This is a genomic window from Corynebacterium sp. KPL4015 (assembly GCF_040225725.1).
Classification (GTDB): domain Bacteria; phylum Actinomycetota; class Actinomycetes; order Mycobacteriales; family Mycobacteriaceae; genus Corynebacterium; species Corynebacterium rhinophilum.
Window position 1 is genome coordinate 1 of the sequence record NZ_JBEHGF010000015.1, and the last position, 17664, is coordinate 17664.

The following is a 17664-nucleotide window of genomic DNA, read 5'->3' on the forward strand; positions in this document are numbered from 1 at the left end:
CCTAAAAATCCCGAGTTAGGGATCCGCCCCCGTCCACCCCACCCGCGAGATTGACAAACTACATAGGAACACCCCCCCGGAAAGTAGACACGTCGGAGGGTAGCTATGCTACTTGGCTCAATGTAGCTGAATTAAGTGCTTCGAAGTCATCGGGGGCTTGAAAGTTGCACCAGGAGTGTCGTCTGCGCGTGTTGTAGCGTATGCACCACCGGAAGACTTCCTGGCGGCAGCTGATTGGACTTTCGAAGACCTTCCAATCACGCAGGACTTCACGCTTGAAAGCGGCGTTAAACGATTCTGCTAGGGCGTTATCGGCACTTGTACCCACCGCTCCCATGGATTGGCGCACACCAAGCTGGGCGCAGTGGTCCCTAAATGCCTGCGATGTGTAAACACTGCCGTAATCGGAATGGAAAATTGCCCCTGTAAGGCTTCCGCGGACCTTTCTAGCATGAGACAAAGCTTCGATAACCAGCGATACCCGCATGCGATCCGCGAGTGCATGGCCAACGAGCTTGCGCGAGTAGGCGTCGATGACTGTGGCCAGGTACATATTCTTGCCGCCCTTACACGGCAGGTACGTAATGTCGCCTACGTACACGTGGTTGGGCCTGTCCGCAGTGAATTTGCGGCCTACTAAATCTGGCATGGCTCGGTCGCCAGGCTTACGCCGAGTGGTGATGCATCGACGCTGTTTCGAAAAGCCTTTAAGCCCCATGGATTTCATGATGCGTGCGACCTTCTTGTGATTGATTGGGCGAATGCCCGAATCGTTGTTGAGGCTTGCAGCGATGCGTTTAGCGCCATAAAGCCCATGCTCATCATCGAAGATGGTCTTGATTCTTGCGCCAATAAGAGCATCAGCACACATCTTTAACCTGCGCTTTTCGCGGGTATTGAGCCATTTATAGAACGAGGAGCGATTGAGCTTTAACACGTGACACATCCGCTTGACCGAGTACTCGGTTCGGTGGCCATAGACAAACTGGAAGCGGATTACCAGCGTGTCTCTTTGGCAAAATACTTCGCGGCCTTGCGCAGGATGTCGCGTTCTTCGCGCAGCTTCGCGTTCTCTCTTTCTAACTGACAGATCCGCTCTGAATCAGTCATCACTTGAGCTTCATCGCGCAGGGTCTTCGTGCGGGCACGTTTGCCGGTGCCGTACTGCTTGATACAAGAATAAAGTGAGGAACGATTGACTCCTAGCTCTGCTGAAGCCACGTGAAGTGAGAGGTCCTCATTATTTTCGCAGAGGGCCACAGCATCACGTTTGAAGTGTTCGGAATACCTAGGCATGGTGGTAGATTACCTTTCTTCCCAACCCAACCGGGCTGGATATCAGGTGTCTACCTAACAGGGGTCAGGTCCTTTGCTACTTTTTGCCGCAATGGGGTTCCTTTCTAACTTTGGATGTTTTTATCAGTATTGGTTTTGTGAGATTTTTGGGTATTGGCGTTGTCAAATCGTTGTCGCAAAACGTGGCAACATAAATTACTCCCTGGTCAGACCCTTACATTACGTTAGTTGGTGTGAGTTCGAGTCTCACCAGGGGCACATTTCAACCCCGCTTCCTTCCGGATAAATATCCACGGAGGAAGCGGGGTTTCGTCATGCCACCTTGTTTATCTTGCTGCTGCCTCGATTGTGCGTATATCCTTCCGCGAATTGCATATTTACACAACGCTCGAGAAGCATAGCCGTTGCAAAATAACACGTTCTTCCCTCGAGACTTTAAGCACAAGCCCATCTCATATAAGGTAGATAACCGTTAAAGTAATGAAAGATATGCAGACTTAAACCACCGCGGGCGATGGTGCACCACGCCGTTCGGTCTTGAGCCACGAGTTTTTTGGCACCCCGAGTGGCCCGTCAGCCGCAGTCATGTCTTATACCCAGGTAGATTTCTAATTTATGCAGTATATTTTGAACGCCATTCGTGGCGCCCTCATCGGTATGGCCGAGCTGGTTCCCGGCATCTCCGGCGGAACCGTCGCCCTCATCGTGGGGATTTATGAGCGCGCCGTCCGCAATGCCAATGACCTCATCTCCGGCAACTTTAAAAAGGTCGAGTGGTCCTTTCTAGGCTCCGTCGCCGTCGGCATGCTCATCGCCGTCTTTGGCTTTTCCACGCTCCTGTCCAACTTTGTCGACAGCAACGTCTCTGCCTCCAGCGCCCTCTTTTTAGGCATGGTGGTCGTCTCCATCATCGTTCCGCTTTCCATGTTGTCCAAGGCGGAGCGCACCGCCCCCTCCTCCATCATCGCGTTTATCGCTGCTGCCGTCGTGATTTTTATCGTCACGGGCTTTACCTCCGAGCCGCAGAATGACCCGAGCCTCATCGTGGTCTTCTTTGCCGCAGCGATTGCTGTATGCGCGCTAATTCTGCCGGGTATTTCTGGCTCGCTCATCTTGCTGACCATGGGGCTCTACCAGCCGATCATCGGCGCGGTATCGGACCGTGAATTAGGCACCATGGGCGTCTTTGCACTGGGTGCCCTGTGTGGCCTCGCCGCCTTCATCAAATTGCTCAATTATTTGCTGAGCACCCACCGCGCGCCCACCCTGGCCGCCATGGCGGGCTTCATGCTGGGTTCCCTGCGCGCCCTGTGGCCGTGGGGTGCTGACCAGGACGCTTCTTCGGGCGCCATCATCGGATACTTCATCCTCGGTGCCATTATCGTGTCCATCTTCATCTATGTAGACCGCAGGAACGCGCAAGCCATCGAGGAAAGGACGGCGGAATATTAATGCCCTGGGCGATTAATCATCGACCACTAACGGCCGCCGTGATGGCGTGCGTACTCCCCTTGAGCGCGTGCGTGGTCAACGAGGAGGATTCGACTCCAGAGGGCTGGCAGGAACCCCAGACCAGCGAAGTTCCCGAAATTGCCGCGATGTACCACGACGATGACGGTGTGCTCACGGCAGGTACAAACCCGCCCTATGCCCCATTTCAGCTCAAGGACTCCCACGGCGATCTGCAGGGCGTAGAGCTCGACCTTGCCCGCGCCGTCGCAGGCGTGCTGGGCCTGAAATTCCAGGCCCTGGAGCAAGACTTTTCCATGATCCTGCCCGCGGTCCAATCCGGCCAGATAGACATGGGCGCCTCCGGGTTTACGGATACGGCCGATCGCCGCGATGAGTTCGACTTCGTGGACCACCTCTATGCGGGCATCCAGTGGGCAGAGCTTGTCGATGGCCCCAATAGGGTCGATCCCCAAAACCCTTGCGGTCTGACCGTCGCCGTGCAGCGCACCACCGTGTCAGAGACCGATGATGTGCGCCCCAAGCAAGAAGCCTGCGATGGCAATCTCACCGTCTTGTCCTATGACACCGGGGATAACGCCGCGCTCGCCGTCCTTATGGGCCGCGCCGATGCTTTATCCGCGGACTCGCCAGTGACCGCTTGGGCGGTCAATCGCTCCGAGGGAAAGATGCGCGCTGTGGGCGATATGTTCCAGGCCTCCCCTTACGGCTTCGCGGTCCCGAAGGACTCGGACTTGGCCAAGGCCTCAGCCGCTGCCCTCCAGCACCTCATCGATACCGGTGAGTACGCGGAGATCTTGGCCCGCTGGGGAATTGAAGATGGATTAGTAGACCAGGCGATGATTAATGAAAGGCCCATCAATGGTTAACGAGCACAAAGAGGCAGCCAGCCCCACGGCACAGCAGGAGGCACCCGCCAAGATCGAAGCCCGGCCACTGCGCCACCCCTGGCGATGGATCTTTGCCGCTGTGCTGCTGATCCTCGGCCTGTGGTTTGTCATTGCCTCCGCGCGCAATGAGGCCTTTGGGTGGGATACGTACTTTCAGTATCTCTTTGACCAGCGCATCGCCATTGCCTCCCTGCACACGATTGCAATCACCATCTTGTCCATGATCATTGGCGTGGTAGGCGGCGCCATCCTCGCCGTGATGCGTATGTCGCCCAACCCCATCCTGCGCGCCATTTCCTGGATCTTCTTGTGGATCTTTCGCGGCACCCCGATTTATGTCCAACTGGTCTTCTGGGGCTTGCTCTCCGCGATTTACCAGTCCATCAACTTAGGCTTTACAGAGGTCTCCCTACAAAGCGTGTTGACCAATGCCTTCTTCTTGGCGGTCATGGGCTTGGGCCTCAACGAGGCCGCCTATATGGCCGAAATCGTGCGCTCGGGCATTTCCTCGGTGCCAGAAGGGCAAAAGGAAGCCTCCAAGGCCCTCGGCATGTCTTGGTGGATGACCATGCGGCGCACCGTATTGCCGCAGGCGATGCGCATCATCATCCCGCCGACAGGCAATGAGTTCATTTCTCTGCTCAAGACCTCGTCACTGGTGGTAGCTATCCCCTATACTCATGAAATCTTCGGCCGCGCTACGGACATTTCCGCCGCCCTCTTCCAGCCCATTCCGCTCTTGATGGTCGCCGCCTCCTGGTACTTGGTCATTACTTCCCTACTCATGGTGGGCCAGTACTTCCTCGAGCGCCACTTTGAGCGTGGCGCCACCCGCGAGCTCACCGGGCGCCAACTTGCCGCGCTTGCCGATGCCGAAGGGACTATCCCCCGCAACGTCTCCGTAATCCAGGAGGGTAAAAACTAATGAACACTCCCATGATCTCCGCGCAGAATGTGCACAAATCCTTCGGCCAATTCGAGGTGCTCAAGGGCATCGACTTAGAGGTCCAACCCGGCGAGGTTGCCTGCCTATTGGGCCCTTCCGGATCCGGTAAATCAACCTTCCTGCGCTGCGTCAACCACCTGGATAAGGCCACGGCGGGCCGCCTTTATGTCGATGGTAAGCTCATTGGCTACCGCGAAAAGAACGGAATCCTGTACGAAATCAGCGAGAAGCAAGCTGCACAGCAGCGCTCCGATATCGGCATGGTATTCCAATCTTTCAATCTCTTTCCCCACCGCACGGTGATTGAAAACATCATTGAAGCACCAATGCAGGTCAAGAAGGTGCCGGAGGATAAGGCCCGGAAGCGTGCCATGGAGCTTTTAGAGGAGGTGGGACTTGCTTCCAAGGCCGATAACTTCCCGGTTCAGTTATCCGGCGGCCAGCAGCAGCGCGTTGCCATCGCCCGCGCCGTGGCGATGGATCCCAAGCTCATGCTTTTCGATGAACCCACTTCCGCCCTCGATCCCGAGCTCGTTGGCGAGGTCCTTCGCGTCATGAAGGATCTCGCGGCCCAGGGCATGACCATGCTCGTGGTTACCCACGAGATGGGTTTTGCGCGCGAGGTTGCCGATAAAATCTTCTTCATGGATGGCGGCGTAGTCCTAGAATCCGGTACCCCGGCTGAAGTGCTTGAGAATCCACAGCAGCCGCGCACCAAGGAGTTCTTGTCCTCACTGCTTTAGGTAAACCTCGCGCGGTGCCAGCCGCGCCCTAGGCACCGTAGGTGACGACGCCACGAATCAGCGCACTGAGAGCGCCGAGGCTAGCTACCGATAGCGACAATGCTCGCGCAATATCCCTGGAGACTACATGCGCGATGCGCGAGCCCAGCCAGATGCCGATGAACATTCCGGCAATGCCTGCGGGCCAAATGATCCAGGGCAGGCCATCGAATGTCGCAGCACCGAGCGCGGTCTTGGTGATAACGGAAAAGATTCCACCCACCACAAAAATCGGCTGCAAGGTCGCCGTATACATGGCTTGCGGCCATTTGGCCGCCTGGGCGTAGACGGTAATAACCGGGCCTGCCACTCCCACCAGGGTATTGGTAAAACCGCCAAGGATGCCCGCAGAAATGGCCGGTCCTTTGCCTGCCATCGGCGGGACGAACTTACCGCCGTAAGTCACCACCGCCAAGGCGATAAGAAGCGCTGCACCCACCACTATCAATAGCCCTGCGGTATCGATCTTGCTAATCAACGCCGCGGCCGCCAGAGAACCGATAATCATCACGGGCGCGATGAGCCCAAACATTCTCCAGCTCACATTGCGGCGAACAGTCACCGTGGTGAGCAGCGCATTGACCGCCGCCAAGACGTTGATCACGAGGATGCCTTCTACTGGGCCCATCACCAACATGAGAATGGGCCCGCCGATGAGGCCAAGCCCCATGCCGGAGACGCGTTGCAGCGTGGATCCCGCAACAACGACGGCAAAAATAATCAGCGCCAATATCATCGGCGGTATTTTTCCTTCACCGCTTGAACTACCGGATCCGGAAGCATCCCGGTGACCTCACCGCAGAATTGCGCGACCTGCTTGCACAGCGAAGAGCTGATGTAGCCGTACTTTTCATCGGTAAGCAAAAAGACCGTATCGATGCCAGATAAACGCCGGTTCATCTGGGCCATCGGCAGTTCGTATTCATAGTCCAGGGAAGAACGCAGCCCCTTGACCAAAACGTCGACGCCGTGCTGCGAGGTATAGTCCACGAGCAGGCCGGACCAGTAGTCCACGTTAATGCGCGCATCCACGCTTTGCCGGATGAGATCCATGCGCTCGTGCACGCTAAATAACCCGGAAGGCTTTTCTGGGTTGCCAGTAACAAGCACCGTAACCTCATCAAACATCTCGCTGGCGCGCTCAAAAATATTCACGTGGCCAAGAGTGATGGGATCAAAAGACCCGGGACACACGGCTGTGGTCATAAAATATCTCTTTCTCTAGTTATCTAAGGTGTCATCGGCATCGTCGGTACCGGGACGGGTATAGACTGCCATATCCATGCGCGCGATGCCGAAGGTGCGCTTCTTTAATTTCTGCCCCGTCGGCGCAAACCCTTCTGGCCAGTCGGTCTCGGGTGATTCAACGTGGCGTTCAATGACCACCATCGCGTTATCCGTCAGCACCGGCTCTACTGCGGCGATGAGCCCGGGGACATCATCAAACGCATAAGGCGGATCGGCTAAAACCAGATCAAAGTAGCCGCGCGGGGCGCCTGCCAGGTACGTCGATACCTTCCTTTCCTCCACGCGGGCACCAGGATGCTTCACCACGCCGATGTTGTGCTTGATGATGGAGACCGCCGCAGGGTTGGACTCCACCAGCACCGCCTCGTCTGCCCCACGGCTTAATGCCTCCAAGCCCAAGGCGCCGGATCCCGCAAACAGGTCAAGCACCTTGGATCCCGGGAATCCCCAACGGGCATTCAACGAGGAAAAGAGGCCTTCCCTCGCGCGATCAGCGGTCGGGCGCGTTCCCTCTGCCGGAACTTTAATAGTCCGCCCCCGCGCTTCGCCTGCAATAATCCGCGTCATTTACGCTTCTCCAATCTCCATAATTAAGTCTCCGCCAATAACATCGCTAAAATCCGCCACCACTATGCGCGAAATCGTCCCTGGACCAGGGGACACGACCGGCGATTCCAGCTTCGTTGCCTCAACGGTAGCGAGCTCCTGACCAGTGGTAATTTTCTCACCTACATCGACATGGCAGCGAACGATGCCCGCGAAGGGGGCGTAGATTTTCATACCTATAGCCTATCCCCTCTTAGTTTTTCTCCAAGTATTCCTGCTCGCTTTGGCTCAAATTCCGCGTCAGCTCCTCGGCCAACTGGGGATTGCGCTGGACCATGGCATACGCATCCGCGTGAGTGCGCTCGACAATATCTTGGTCATCGGCAAGGTTGAGCAACCGCAGCGTCCGGTGCGTGCCAGATTGCACCGCACCCAGGATATCGCCCTCGTGGCGTTGCCGAAGGTCTAATTCCGCAAGGTCAAACCCAGATGAAGTCTGGGCAATCTGGGTTATGCGCCGATACGAGGCCGAATTATCCTCCGCTTTCGTATGCATCAGGCAAATCGATGCGTTCCCGCCGCGCCCTACGCGCCCGCGCAATTGGTGCAGCTGGGACACGCCGAAATTCTCTGCCTCTCGGATGAGCATGACCGTGGCGTTGGGAACATCGACGCCCACCTCGATGACCGTGGTCGATACCAAGATATCGATCTCACCCCGGGCAAATGAGGTCATCACCTCATCCTTATTCGGCATCTTGCCGTGCAAGATATCTACCCGCAGTCCCTTAAACGGGCCGGCGGCAAGCTGTTCTGCCAATTCAAGCACGCCGCCCTCGCCTTCTATGCGCGGGCAGACGATATAGGCCTGGTGGCCATGCGCCACTTCCTCACGGATGCGCTCGAGCGCCCGCGCCACCCATATGGGTCGCCACTCCGCCACCACGGCGGACTGGATCGGTTTTCTCCCGCCGGGCAGCTCAGCGAGCGTCGATACCGCGAGATCACCGAAAATCGTCATGGCGATGGTACGCGGGATGGGGGTTGCCGTCATGACCAAGACGTGGGGACTTATCCCCTCGCGCGTCTTAGAGCGCAGGCTATCGCGTTGCTCGACGCCAAAGCGGTGCTGCTCGTCCACGATCACCAACCCCAAATCGAAGAACTCAACCGATTCTTGAATGATGGCATGCGTGCCGATGACGATATTCGCCTCACCCGAGACGATATCCAGGAGGGCCTGGCGCTTCTCGGCGGTCCGCATGGAGCCGGTTAAGAGCACAACCTTGACACCTTCTGGAACCGACGTGCCAATAGAGGCCGCGTGCTGGGAAGCCAAAACCTCGGTGGGAGCAAGCAGCGCCGCTTGGCTCCCGGCATCGATGGCCTGCAGCATGGCGCAGGTGGCGACCATCGTTTTTCCCGAGCCCACCTCGCCCTGCAACAGGCGCATCATGGGTAAGGAGCCAGACAGGTCATCGTCGATCTCAGTGATGACCCTGCGCTGGCCTTGCGTGAGCTCAAAGGGCAGGTGGGTCAATAACTCTTCGCGGAAGCCGCCCAAAATAGCGGGCATCGTCGGCGCCGTGTGCGCGTGCGCATCGCGTTGGCGCAGCGCCATGACCAAGCCAATGGAGAGCGCCTCGTTGTACTTGAGGCGCTGGATCGCGCGCTGTGGGCCAGCCGCGCCGGGCTCATGGATTTCGCGCACCGCTTGGTCCAGGCTGATAATCATCTGCTGATCTAAAGGTTCCCGGATGGTTGGGGTGTGCGAGAGCACGTAGTGGATGGCCCCCATGAGGTACCACGAGGTGATCTTTGCCGTGGCGGGGTATACCGGTATCCATTCCCTCTCGAGCAATAATTTATCGAGTCGGCCGAATTGGGATAGGTTGCGCAGGGATCCGGTTGCCTTCTGCGGCTTTTTCTTTCCCGTCGCTGGCGCCTGTTCGCGGTAGGCGGCGAGTTCCCCGTCTGGGCGCCCGAAGGCATCGATTTCTACGAAATCCGGCTGCTGTAGCTGGGGCTGTTGACGGAAGTATTTTAATTTCCCGCTCATCATCACCCGCTGCCCGCGGTGGAGCATGCGCAAGACGTACATGGCGTTAAAGAACGTGGCGATGATATGGCCATCGAGTTGGACGTTGATGATAGTCGTCTTGCCCGTATCGCGGGTTGTTATTCCCGTTACGGTTCCGGTGACGGTGACGATATCGCCCTCGGCGGCATCGCCAAGCCCCACGTCTTGATTATGGCGAATGTAATCGCGCGGATAGTGCGCTAAGAGTTCCCCGCAGGTCTTATATCCCAACGCTTTGGTGATCTTCGTGGCGTCTTTTTTATCCAGTACCTCGGTCAGAGGGCGGTCATCCTGCCAGCCAAGCATCGCTATTCCACCCCAATCTCGGTGGGAATATCCGGCACCTGCAAGGCCACCACATCGACGCCGAGCTCTGCCGCCAATTCTTCTTGCGAGATGTTAAGCGGGCTAATGACCGTGACCTGTTCCCCGCCGGCCGCAAGCAACTGGCGGCACGTCTTAGCGATGGCTGCCGCAGTTTCTTCTGCTGGGTGTGCCACCCGCATCGAGTGAGCCGCATCGCGCATGGATTCTACGACCGCGGCGGTATCCGCATTATCCGACTCATAGACGGAGATGGCGGCTAGCCCCGCCGCAAGGGAAGAAATCTCCACCGTATGCGCCGCAGTTGCGTGTTCTTCTAACCCGCTGGATAAAACGATGTCCTCGCCCGCCGCCTGGATTTTTTCTCCTGGTTCGACCACCGTAACCCCAGCGGACTGCACCAGCTCAGCCATGGGGCCGGCGGGCACCGCAGCGTAGACGGTGCGCGTATTACCGCCGCCAGTGTTTTCTCGCTGGGCAGGGGCTTCCGGAAGTGCCTCAAGGCGCAGGTTGCTGACAGATCCTGCGGCAAAGGCGGTTTCGATGACCTTGCCGGCTTGGGTGGAATGGATGTGGATCGAGGCGCTATCGTCGCCTGCTTGCGCGATGACCAAGCTCGTGCCCAAGGGAGCAATCTTCTCCTTCAGCGCCGCGCTATCGCCTTGAAAAAAGAAGACCACCTCAAGTTCGGTGACGGTCTCCGGCACGGATTCGGGTGCGTGGCTGGTCGTGCCCTCGATTTCTGAAAGGAGGGTTTCTAAAAGGATGACCAGTCCGGCACCGCCCGCATCTACCACCCCAGCTGCACGCAGTTCTGGCAGCTGCGAGGGTGTTTCCGCTAGCGCCGTGCGGGCAGCCAAAATCGTCTCCGATACGACGCCGTGAAAACTGGAATCGGGTTGCCGCGCGGTGCTTTCCGCTGTTTCTGCGGCGCATCGCAGTACGGTAATAACCGTTCCTTCCACCGGTTCCGCAATCGCGCGGTCCACGAGCTCTACCGCATGCATAAGCGAAGCTGCAAAGATGGCGCCATCGATGGTGGAATCCACGGTGGCCTCCGCTACTCCGCGCAGGACCTGCGAGAGCACCATCCCGGAATTTCCCCGCGCCCCGCGCACGGCCCCCATGGCTAGCGCAGCCGCAATGTCGCCGTCGGCCTTTTCCACCTCGGCCACGGCGGCTTCCATGGTGTGCGCCATATTCGAGCCGGTATCTGAATCCGGCACTGGGAAGACGTTGAGCGCGTTAATTTCGGCGCGCCGATGGGAAAGCTCGCCTACAGCGCGGTGCGCCCAATTGCGCAATCCGTGAGCGTCCAGCGTGCTGGGATATGACATGCGCAATAGTTTACAAGTCCCACGCTATCTCCCGCGCGCCTTGGTCCCGCAAATGGGCGTTTGCCCGGGAAAATGGGCTGGAGCCAAAGAACCCGCGGCTGGCTGAAAGCGGCGAAGGGTGCGGGGAGGTAATGCAGGGAACATCGGGAAGGAAGCGCTCGCAGGATTGGGCATCGCGGCCCCATAAAATCGCGACCATCGGGGTGCGGTTGAGGGCGCGGATGGCGGCCTCGGTCACCTCTTCCCAGCCAATACGCCGGTGCGAACCCGCCTGGCCCGGTGCCACGGTCAGCACCCTGTTAAGGAGCAAGACTCCCTGGTCGGCCCAGGCGCTTAGATCGCCGTCCTCACGCCCGCGAACGCCCACATCGTCATACAGCTCGCGGTAAATATTGACCAAGGACCTCGGGGGCTTGACCCCCGGCTTGGTGGAAAAGGCCATCCCCATCGCGTGGCCCGGGGTGGGATAGGGGTCTTGGCCAACGATGAGCACGCGGACATCGTCAAGCGGCATCTGCAATGCCCTGCACACGTCTTCTGCCGGCGGCAGGTAATCCTGGTTGTCCAGCGCATGAGAAATACGTGGCCACTGCTGCTCCAGCACCGGCGCGAGAACCGGTTCCCACGAGGGATGGTAAGTCGGGTGCATATCTAAAATCCTGCCCACCCTTCTGCATAACGGGGTTGTTTACCGCCCACCGTAACGCCGCTGCCGCGCGAGACGGTGCCGATTTCCCGGAAACCTGAAGGCGCTTGCTTTGCGGTAGTTCCGATCAGGGTATGGTCCTCGCCGCCGGCAAGGATCCACTCCCACGGATCGCATTCGAGGACGGCGGCCGCGGCGTGCAGGAGTGGATCGGGCTGGATGGCATCAGCATCCAAATCAATGTGTACACCAGAGCGCTGCGCCATGGTCCCACAGTCTTGGATGAGGCCATCGGAATTATCGGTCATGGCCGTAACCTCGGCGGCGCGGGCGATAACACCGCGGCCGGGGCTGAGCCACGGGGCGCATTGGGCATCAATAAGCGGGTATAAATCCGCATGCTCTGCCGGCAGATCGCGGCCAAAGCGCTGCAGCAAGGACAAGCCGGCCGCGGCGTGGCCAATCGCTCCGTGGGCCACGACCTTCTGGCCCGCGCGCGCCGCATCAAGGGTCAACGCGGCCCGGCTGCCGCCCAGAAAGCCAATGGCAGTGATGTTGATGACCAGCAAGTCTGATTTCGTAATATCTCCGCCCACCAGCTCAGCGTTGTAGAAAGAGCAATGCTCGGCGATGCCCCTGGCCACACCCCTGACAAAACTCACCGGCGTATCCCCCGGTGCGGCGATGGCTAAAAGCGCCGCCACTGGGCGCGCTCCCATGGCTTCAATATCGGCGAAGTTGCGCAGGATGGCCTTCTTGCCAATTTCGCGCGGGGTGGACCATTCCCGCAAGAAGTGCCGGCCATCTACCATCAAATCGGTAGAGGCCACTGTGCGTGAATTAGGCGGTGCCCCGAAAAGCACAGCAGCATCATCGCCATTCAAGCTGCTGGGGGCAGCCGCGGTAATTTCTCGAATCACCGCCTGCTCCCCCACGTCTGCGAGAGTCTGACTTAAGTTCACCGGCGTCCTTTCGATAAAATGAGCCCCTATGACATCCCAATTTAACCGCACCGCGATCTTCATTTCACTTGGGTTGTCCATAGTGATGGTTTTAGCGGTCCTTTTCGGCGCGAAATACGTATTCACAAACACGGCCAAGGCCCCCGTGGCGGTCTCCCCGGTCGATTCCCCGGAGGCCGATTCGCAGGCATGCACGGACTTTGTGCATGCGCTTCCCGATGAAGCCATGGGCCAACCGCGCGCCGATATTGCAGAACCCGTCCCCGCTGGCGTTGCCGCCTGGGCCGCCAGTTCCCAAGAAAAGGTGACGGCGCGCTGCGGTGTTGCCATGCCTTTCCAGTACACCGATTACTCCACCACGCAAGATATCAACGGTGAGCAGTGGTTCAAGGTCAAGGATGCGACCTCTGGCTCCAACCTCTCTACCTGGTACTCGACCCAGCGCTTTCCCGTCGTGGCAGTAACGACCTTTAATGACGAAAAACCGCAGGACCTCAATGAGGCCGTTGCCACCTTGGAGAATAAGCCAGCGGAGACCCACCCTGCCCCATTGCGCAATCTGAAACCGGCAAAAAATGACCGCTGCGCCGCGGTAGAAAAGGCATTACCGGATGAGATTGCTGATGGCTACCACCGCCGCGATGTAGACGATGAGGACACCTACGTGTGGAGCTCTGAGGGGTACGAGGATATCGTCGCGCGCTGTGGCGTCGCCCAGCCAGAAAACTACGAGGCGGGCGTGCAGCTCCAGCAGGTCAACGATATCGCCTGGTTTGAGGATACGACCTTGGAGCAAGGCACGACTGCGGGAACCTGGTTTGCGCTAGGCCGCGAGAATTACCTGGCGCTGCACGCCCCGCAGGATTCCGCGCAGGCAGCATTGGTGGCCCTCAGCGATATCACCGCGGAGCACATTCCAGAAAGGTAAAACCAGCGTGACTGCCGTACCGCGACGTTACGCGGTACGGACCTGGGCGCGGGCAATGAGGACCTCAAGCAGCGTGGGATAATCCACGCCAGAGGCCGCCAACACCTGCGGGTACATGGAAATCGGCGTAAATCCCGGCAGGGTGTTTACCTCATTGATGTACAGGCCTTCTTCGGTGACGAAGAAATCCACGCGGGACAGGCCTGCGCAGTTGAGCGCCCTAAAGGCCCGAATCGCCATTTCGCGCAATTGCGCCGTGAGTTCTTCTGGGAAAGGCGCGGGAATCTGGGCCGTGACCACGTTATCTAGGTACTTGGTCTCAAAACCATAGAAGCCCTCATCGGAGTCATCTATGCCCTTGAGCAGGGCCGGCACTGAGGCAATCAGCTCGCCATCCGGGTATTGCAGGACGCCGACTTCCACCTCGCGGCCGACGATCTCTGGCTCGACCAAAATCTTGTCATCGTCTTCCAGGGCAATGCGTACAGCTTCTGGGAAATCTGCCCAGTCGCTCACCTTGGATACTCCAATTGAAGAGCCCCCGCGGGCGGGTTTGACGAAGACCGGCAGGCCGAGGCTGTCTTTTTCCTCTGCGGTTAATTCCGTTCGCCCTTGGACAATAACCTCTGGTGCCACTGGCAGGCCCGCTGCGGATAGAATCTTCTTAGTAAATTCCTTGTCCATTCCCACCGAGGACGCCAATACACCAGGGCCCACATAAGGGATGCCGGAGAGCTCAAAAAGCCCCTGCATGGTGCCGTCTTCGCCATAAGGTCCATGGAGAATAGGAAAGATAACGTCGACCTGGGCATACAGCGATCCATTACTAATCGTGCGGATTTCGCCCTTGCGCGAAGGATCCGCAGAAAGCGCCAATTCCGTGCCGCGCTTGACCTCAGGCATGACGCCATCGACGATTTCTAGCCCCTCGGTATCGCCCGGCGTCCACGTGCCCTCGCGCGTAATGCCGATGGGCACCACCTCGAATTTTTCCGGATCGAGGTGCTTCATAATTGCGCCTGCAGATACGCAGGACACGGAGTGCTCGGTACTGCGGCCACCGTAAAGGACGGCCACGCGGGTCTTTTCAGTCATGGGCGATAATTTTACCTTTCTGCTACTCCGACTTCTTGGAGCGACCCATAAGGGCGATAATCATATCGTCTACCGCCATTCCCTGATGGCACACACCGTAGACGGCTTCCGTAATGGGCATCTCTACCCCAGCCTGCTGGGCCAAGCGGAAGATGGAATCCGAAGAAAACACACCCTCTGCCACTTGGCCATTGGTGGCCGCCTTCGCTTCTTCAAGGCTACCACCTTGACCGAGGCGATAACCGAAGGTTCTATTGCGCGAGAGCGTGGAGTTACACGTGGCCACCAAATCGCCCAAACCCGCCAAGCCGGAAAAAGTGAAAGGCTCCGCGCCCAATGCCGTGCCAAGGCGGGTAATTTCCGCTAGGCCGCGGGTGATCATCGTGGCCATGGTGTTATTGCCCAGCCCCTTGCCTGAGGCCATGCCGCAGGCCAAGGCGATGACGTTTTTGCAAGCACCACCGATTTCAGCGCCGATGACATCGGTATTTGTGTAGGGCCGCAAGTAGGGTGCGGCGATGGCCGCCTGTACTGCCTTGGCGCGCTCTTCGTCAGTGCAGGCGATGACCGTAGCCGCAACCTGCCCCTGCGCTACTTCTTTAGCCAGGTTGGGTCCAGAAAGCACCGCTACTCGCTGTGGGTCCACGCCTGCCGCGTCCACGATGACTTCACTCATGCGCTTTAGCGTGCTGGTCTCTACGCCCTTGGAAATGGAAACCAGCGTGGAATCCTCAGGCAATGCGGGCGCCCACCGTTCCACGTTGACGCGCAGAGACTGCGATGGCACGCCGAAGACCACGATATCCGCGCCGGAAAGCGCCTCTGCTTCGTCGTGTGTGGCGCGCAGCGCCGCGGGAAGGTGAATATCCGGCAAATAATCCGGGTTGGTGTGCGTTTTATTGATCGCGTCCGCCAATTCGGTCCGTCGCGCCCACAGGGTGACATCATTTCCTGCGTCCGCGAATACCTTGGCCAGGGTGGTGCCCCAGGAACCGGCACCCATCACCGCTACATTTACCATGGCTTCCTCCAAACGTTTTTCCTATTATTTCCACCTTAAGGCATTTTTCACTCTGGGCGTGGCAAGGATGCGGCAGGGATCTCCCGCGTGGAACAATGATCATGAGGTTAATGCCGATTTTTAACTCACCGAAGAAAGGCACGAAAAGCTATGCCGAGCGCGAAGAAGATGCACGAGACCGATAAAGATAAAAAGTCCGAAAAATTCATTTCCGGCCGGCACCAAGAAATTCCGGTGGATCCCGCCAAAGAATTTCCCCGCACTACCCTTGCCGCCGGCGCGGTAGTTTGGCGCGGCGACGCCGCGAACCCTGAAATCGCACTCATCCACCGCCCGCATTATGACGATTGGTCCCTGCCCAAGGGAAAGGTGGACCCGGGCGAATCGCTGCCTACTACCGCGGCGCGGGAGATCGAGGAAGAAACTGGCTTTCACGTGCGCTTGGGCAAGTTGATTGGCAAGGTCACCTACCCCGTGCAGGGGCGCACCAAGGTGGTCTATTACTGGGCGGCGTTCTACCTCAGCGGCACGTACACGCCCAATGATGAGACCGATGAGCTGCGCTGGGTTCCCATTGACCAGGCACAACAGCTTTTGTCTTATGACGTTGACGCCGACGTCGTCGCCAAGGCACAAAAGCGTTTGCAGTTGGCCCCCACAACGCGGGTATTGTATGTGCGCCACGCCCACGCCCATGACCGAAAGAAGTGGGAGGGCGATGACAACCTGCGGCCTTTGGATAAGAAGGGCCGCCGCCAAGCAGAAATGCTCGTGCCCATGCTGGCAGCCTTCCATCCCACCGCGATCTATTCCGCTCGCCCGCATCGGTGCCAGCAAACCGCCGCGCCGCTTGCCGATGAACTGGGTAAAGACATTGCCATTAATAAAGACTTTGGCGACGAGGCGTGGGAAAAGAACCCGGCGGCCGCCAAGAAGGCTTTCCGCCGCGTTGTAGAAGACGGCGGGGTGCCGGTCATTATCAGCCAAGGACAAACCATCCCCGGCATCATCGAGGATTTAGCGCCGCAATTCCTCAAGAAGCCGCAGGACGAATTGAAGTTTAAAAAGGCCTCGGTGTGGGTCTTGTCCTTCAATAACGGTGAATTAACCGGCGCCGATTATCTTCCCAGCCCCCTGCCGGTGCGCTAGATAGCTTGAGCCGCGCGAGCCCCTAGCCCTTAGCCGCGCATGCCGAGATTGCGGCGCACGAAAAGGATAGGGGCTAAGGCCATGAGCCCCGGCAGCACGACGAAGCCCACCACGGTTGAGCCTAGCGCCATGTGGAGAATGATGAGCGCGATACCGACCAGCAAGGTGGTACCGATGTTCCTCTTTGCGATCTCCGTGGAAAGCTTAAAGCAGGCCCCTAGGCCTAAATCAGGGCGTGCTGCCTTGACGGCTGGGACCCACCACCAGAAGAACAGGGCGAAAAGTCCGGGAATTACCAGCAGAACGAAGCCGATGCCGATGACCACGCTGGTGACGAGGTAAGCCAGCATGATGCCGCCCATGCCTTTGAACGTGAAGAAATCCCCGAACATCAAATCCTGGCCATTGACCTGCTTATTAGCGGCTTGGCACCAGATTGCAGTTGCCCACAGACAGACAATTAACAAAGCTACTACCGCGAGGGCGAGTAATAGCAGGCCCAGTACGCCGAGGGAACCGTCCAAGGCGGCTCCCTCGGTCGCCGCCTCGATGGAAATGGAGCCGCCACCGGCGGCAAAGACTACGGCGATGATGAGGTATGCAACAAAAAGGACGACCATCTGCACGAGTGGGGCAAAAAGCCACTGCGCCCAATTGCGGCCGAAATAGCGAAAACTATCGCCAAAAATGCTGACGGCATCGATGCCGCCTGTAGCGGATGGCTCACTAAAATTCCCTGGTTGCCCACCTGAGTAGGGCTGTTGGGAGTAGTGATTGTATCCATCATGGTCGCGTGACCCAGAATAAGGCGAAGTCATACCTCAGAGCATAATGGATAAACCCGGCTTTACGCTTTCGCCGCTGATATTTGTCACTCGTCCATTGCCCCACCGCTACCCCAGTTCACGGGTGCGGTGGTGTGCGCCCCCGCCAAAGCGTGGGGC

The 17664-nt window shown here is 58.3% G+C and carries 18 protein-coding genes; 6 read left to right on the forward strand and 12 right to left on the reverse strand.

What is annotated here, in order from left to right:
- Positions 1-103 precede the first annotated feature (103 nt).
- Positions 104-1296 (reverse strand): IS3 family transposase gene (locus tag ABRP64_RS06905; RefSeq protein WP_502880517.1). Its coding sequence is split into 2 segments (ribosomal slippage): positions 104-1014 and positions 1014-1296, totalling 1194 coding nucleotides; the frame shifts between segments, so codons are not numbered across the junction.
- A gap of 615 nt (positions 1297-1911) precedes the next feature.
- Here ABRP64_RS06905 and ABRP64_RS06910 point away from each other — a divergent pair.
- The 4 genes from ABRP64_RS06910 to ABRP64_RS06925 are packed head-to-tail and all read left to right on the forward strand — an operon-like array spanning position 1912 to position 5345.
- Entirely contained in the window at positions 1912-2748 is an 837-nt protein-coding gene (locus tag ABRP64_RS06910; protein ID WP_349865932.1) for a DUF368 domain-containing protein, read from the forward strand.
- Entirely contained in the window at positions 2748-3635 is an 888-nt protein-coding gene (locus tag ABRP64_RS06915) for an ABC transporter substrate-binding protein (RefSeq protein ID WP_349865934.1), read from the forward strand. The genes ABRP64_RS06910 and ABRP64_RS06915 overlap by 1 nt, the downstream gene beginning before the upstream one ends.
- Positions 3628-4581: an amino acid ABC transporter permease gene (locus ABRP64_RS06920; protein WP_349865974.1), complete on the forward strand. Its 954-nt coding sequence runs from the start codon at positions 3628-3630 to the stop codon at positions 4579-4581. The genes ABRP64_RS06915 and ABRP64_RS06920 overlap by 8 nt, the downstream gene beginning before the upstream one ends.
- Complete coding sequence (locus tag ABRP64_RS06925; RefSeq protein WP_349865936.1) at positions 4581-5345, forward strand: amino acid ABC transporter ATP-binding protein; 765 nt, start codon at positions 4581-4583, stop codon at positions 5343-5345. The genes ABRP64_RS06920 and ABRP64_RS06925 overlap by 1 nt, the downstream gene beginning before the upstream one ends.
- 28 nt (positions 5346-5373) lie before the next feature.
- Here the strand turns inward: ABRP64_RS06925 and ABRP64_RS06930 are convergent, their stop codons facing one another.
- The 8 genes from ABRP64_RS06930 to ABRP64_RS06965 are packed head-to-tail and all read right to left on the reverse strand — an operon-like array spanning position 5374 to position 12608.
- Positions 5374-6120 carry a sulfite exporter TauE/SafE family protein gene (locus tag ABRP64_RS06930; RefSeq protein WP_349865938.1) on the reverse strand — a complete coding sequence of 249 codons (747 nt, stop codon included), beginning with the start codon at positions 6118-6120 and terminating at the stop codon, positions 5374-5376.
- Positions 6117-6590: a pantetheine-phosphate adenylyltransferase gene (gene coaD / locus ABRP64_RS06935; protein ID WP_349865940.1), complete on the reverse strand. Its 474-nt coding sequence runs from the start codon at positions 6588-6590 to the stop codon at positions 6117-6119. Before coaD ends, ABRP64_RS06930 begins: the two co-directional genes overlap by 4 nt.
- Positions 6591-6605: 15 nt before the next feature.
- The gene (rsmD, locus tag ABRP64_RS06940; RefSeq protein ID WP_349865942.1) at positions 6606-7199 is read right to left on the reverse strand and encodes a 16S rRNA (guanine(966)-N(2))-methyltransferase RsmD; all 594 of its coding nucleotides are present in this window, start codon (positions 7197-7199) and stop codon (positions 6606-6608) included.
- Entirely contained in the window at positions 7200-7412 is a 213-nt protein-coding gene (locus ABRP64_RS06945) for a biotin/lipoyl-containing protein (protein WP_349865944.1), read from the reverse strand.
- 19 nt (positions 7413-7431) lie between these two features.
- The gene (locus tag ABRP64_RS06950; protein ID WP_284853753.1) at positions 7432-9564 is read right to left on the reverse strand and encodes an ATP-dependent DNA helicase RecG; all 2133 of its coding nucleotides are present in this window, start codon (positions 9562-9564) and stop codon (positions 7432-7434) included.
- Positions 9565-9566: 2 nt separating this feature from the next.
- Complete coding sequence (locus ABRP64_RS06955; protein ID WP_349865946.1) at positions 9567-10919, reverse strand: DAK2 domain-containing protein; 1353 nt, start codon at positions 10917-10919, stop codon at positions 9567-9569.
- Between the two features lie 10 nt (positions 10920-10929).
- Complete coding sequence (locus ABRP64_RS06960; protein ID WP_349865948.1) at positions 10930-11568, reverse strand: uracil-DNA glycosylase; 639 nt, start codon at positions 11566-11568, stop codon at positions 10930-10932.
- A gap of 2 nt (positions 11569-11570) precedes the next feature.
- Complete coding sequence (locus ABRP64_RS06965; RefSeq protein ID WP_284770518.1) at positions 11571-12608, reverse strand: thiamine-phosphate kinase; 1038 nt, start codon at positions 12606-12608, stop codon at positions 11571-11573.
- Here ABRP64_RS06965 and ABRP64_RS06970 point away from each other — a divergent pair.
- On the forward strand, positions 12556-13455 hold the full coding sequence (locus ABRP64_RS06970; RefSeq protein ID WP_349865950.1) for a DUF3515 domain-containing protein: 900 nt from the start codon (positions 12556-12558) through the stop codon (positions 13453-13455). The two genes, ABRP64_RS06965 and ABRP64_RS06970, sit on opposite strands and share 53 nt — an antisense overlap.
- 27 nt (positions 13456-13482) lie before the next feature.
- Here ABRP64_RS06970 and ABRP64_RS06975 read toward each other — a convergent pair whose 3' ends face one another.
- Positions 13483-14550, reverse strand: coding sequence for a D-alanine--D-alanine ligase family protein (locus tag ABRP64_RS06975; protein WP_284853757.1), 1068 nt, complete (start codon positions 14548-14550; stop codon positions 13483-13485).
- Between the two features lie 22 nt (positions 14551-14572).
- Positions 14573-15571: an NAD(P)H-dependent glycerol-3-phosphate dehydrogenase gene (locus ABRP64_RS06980; RefSeq protein WP_284770521.1), complete on the reverse strand. Its 999-nt coding sequence runs from the start codon at positions 15569-15571 to the stop codon at positions 14573-14575.
- A 150-nt stretch (positions 15572-15721) separates the two neighbouring features.
- On the opposite strand from ABRP64_RS06980, the gene ABRP64_RS06985 reads away from it, so the two are divergent.
- The gene (locus tag ABRP64_RS06985; RefSeq protein ID WP_284770522.1) at positions 15722-16720 is read left to right on the forward strand and encodes an NUDIX hydrolase; all 999 of its coding nucleotides are present in this window, start codon (positions 15722-15724) and stop codon (positions 16718-16720) included.
- 29 nt (positions 16721-16749) lie between these two features.
- On the opposite strand, the gene ABRP64_RS06990 is transcribed toward ABRP64_RS06985, so the two are convergent.
- Entirely contained in the window at positions 16750-17538 is a 789-nt protein-coding gene (locus tag ABRP64_RS06990; RefSeq protein WP_284853758.1) for a hypothetical protein, read from the reverse strand.
- Positions 17539-17664: the final 126 nt, after the last annotated feature.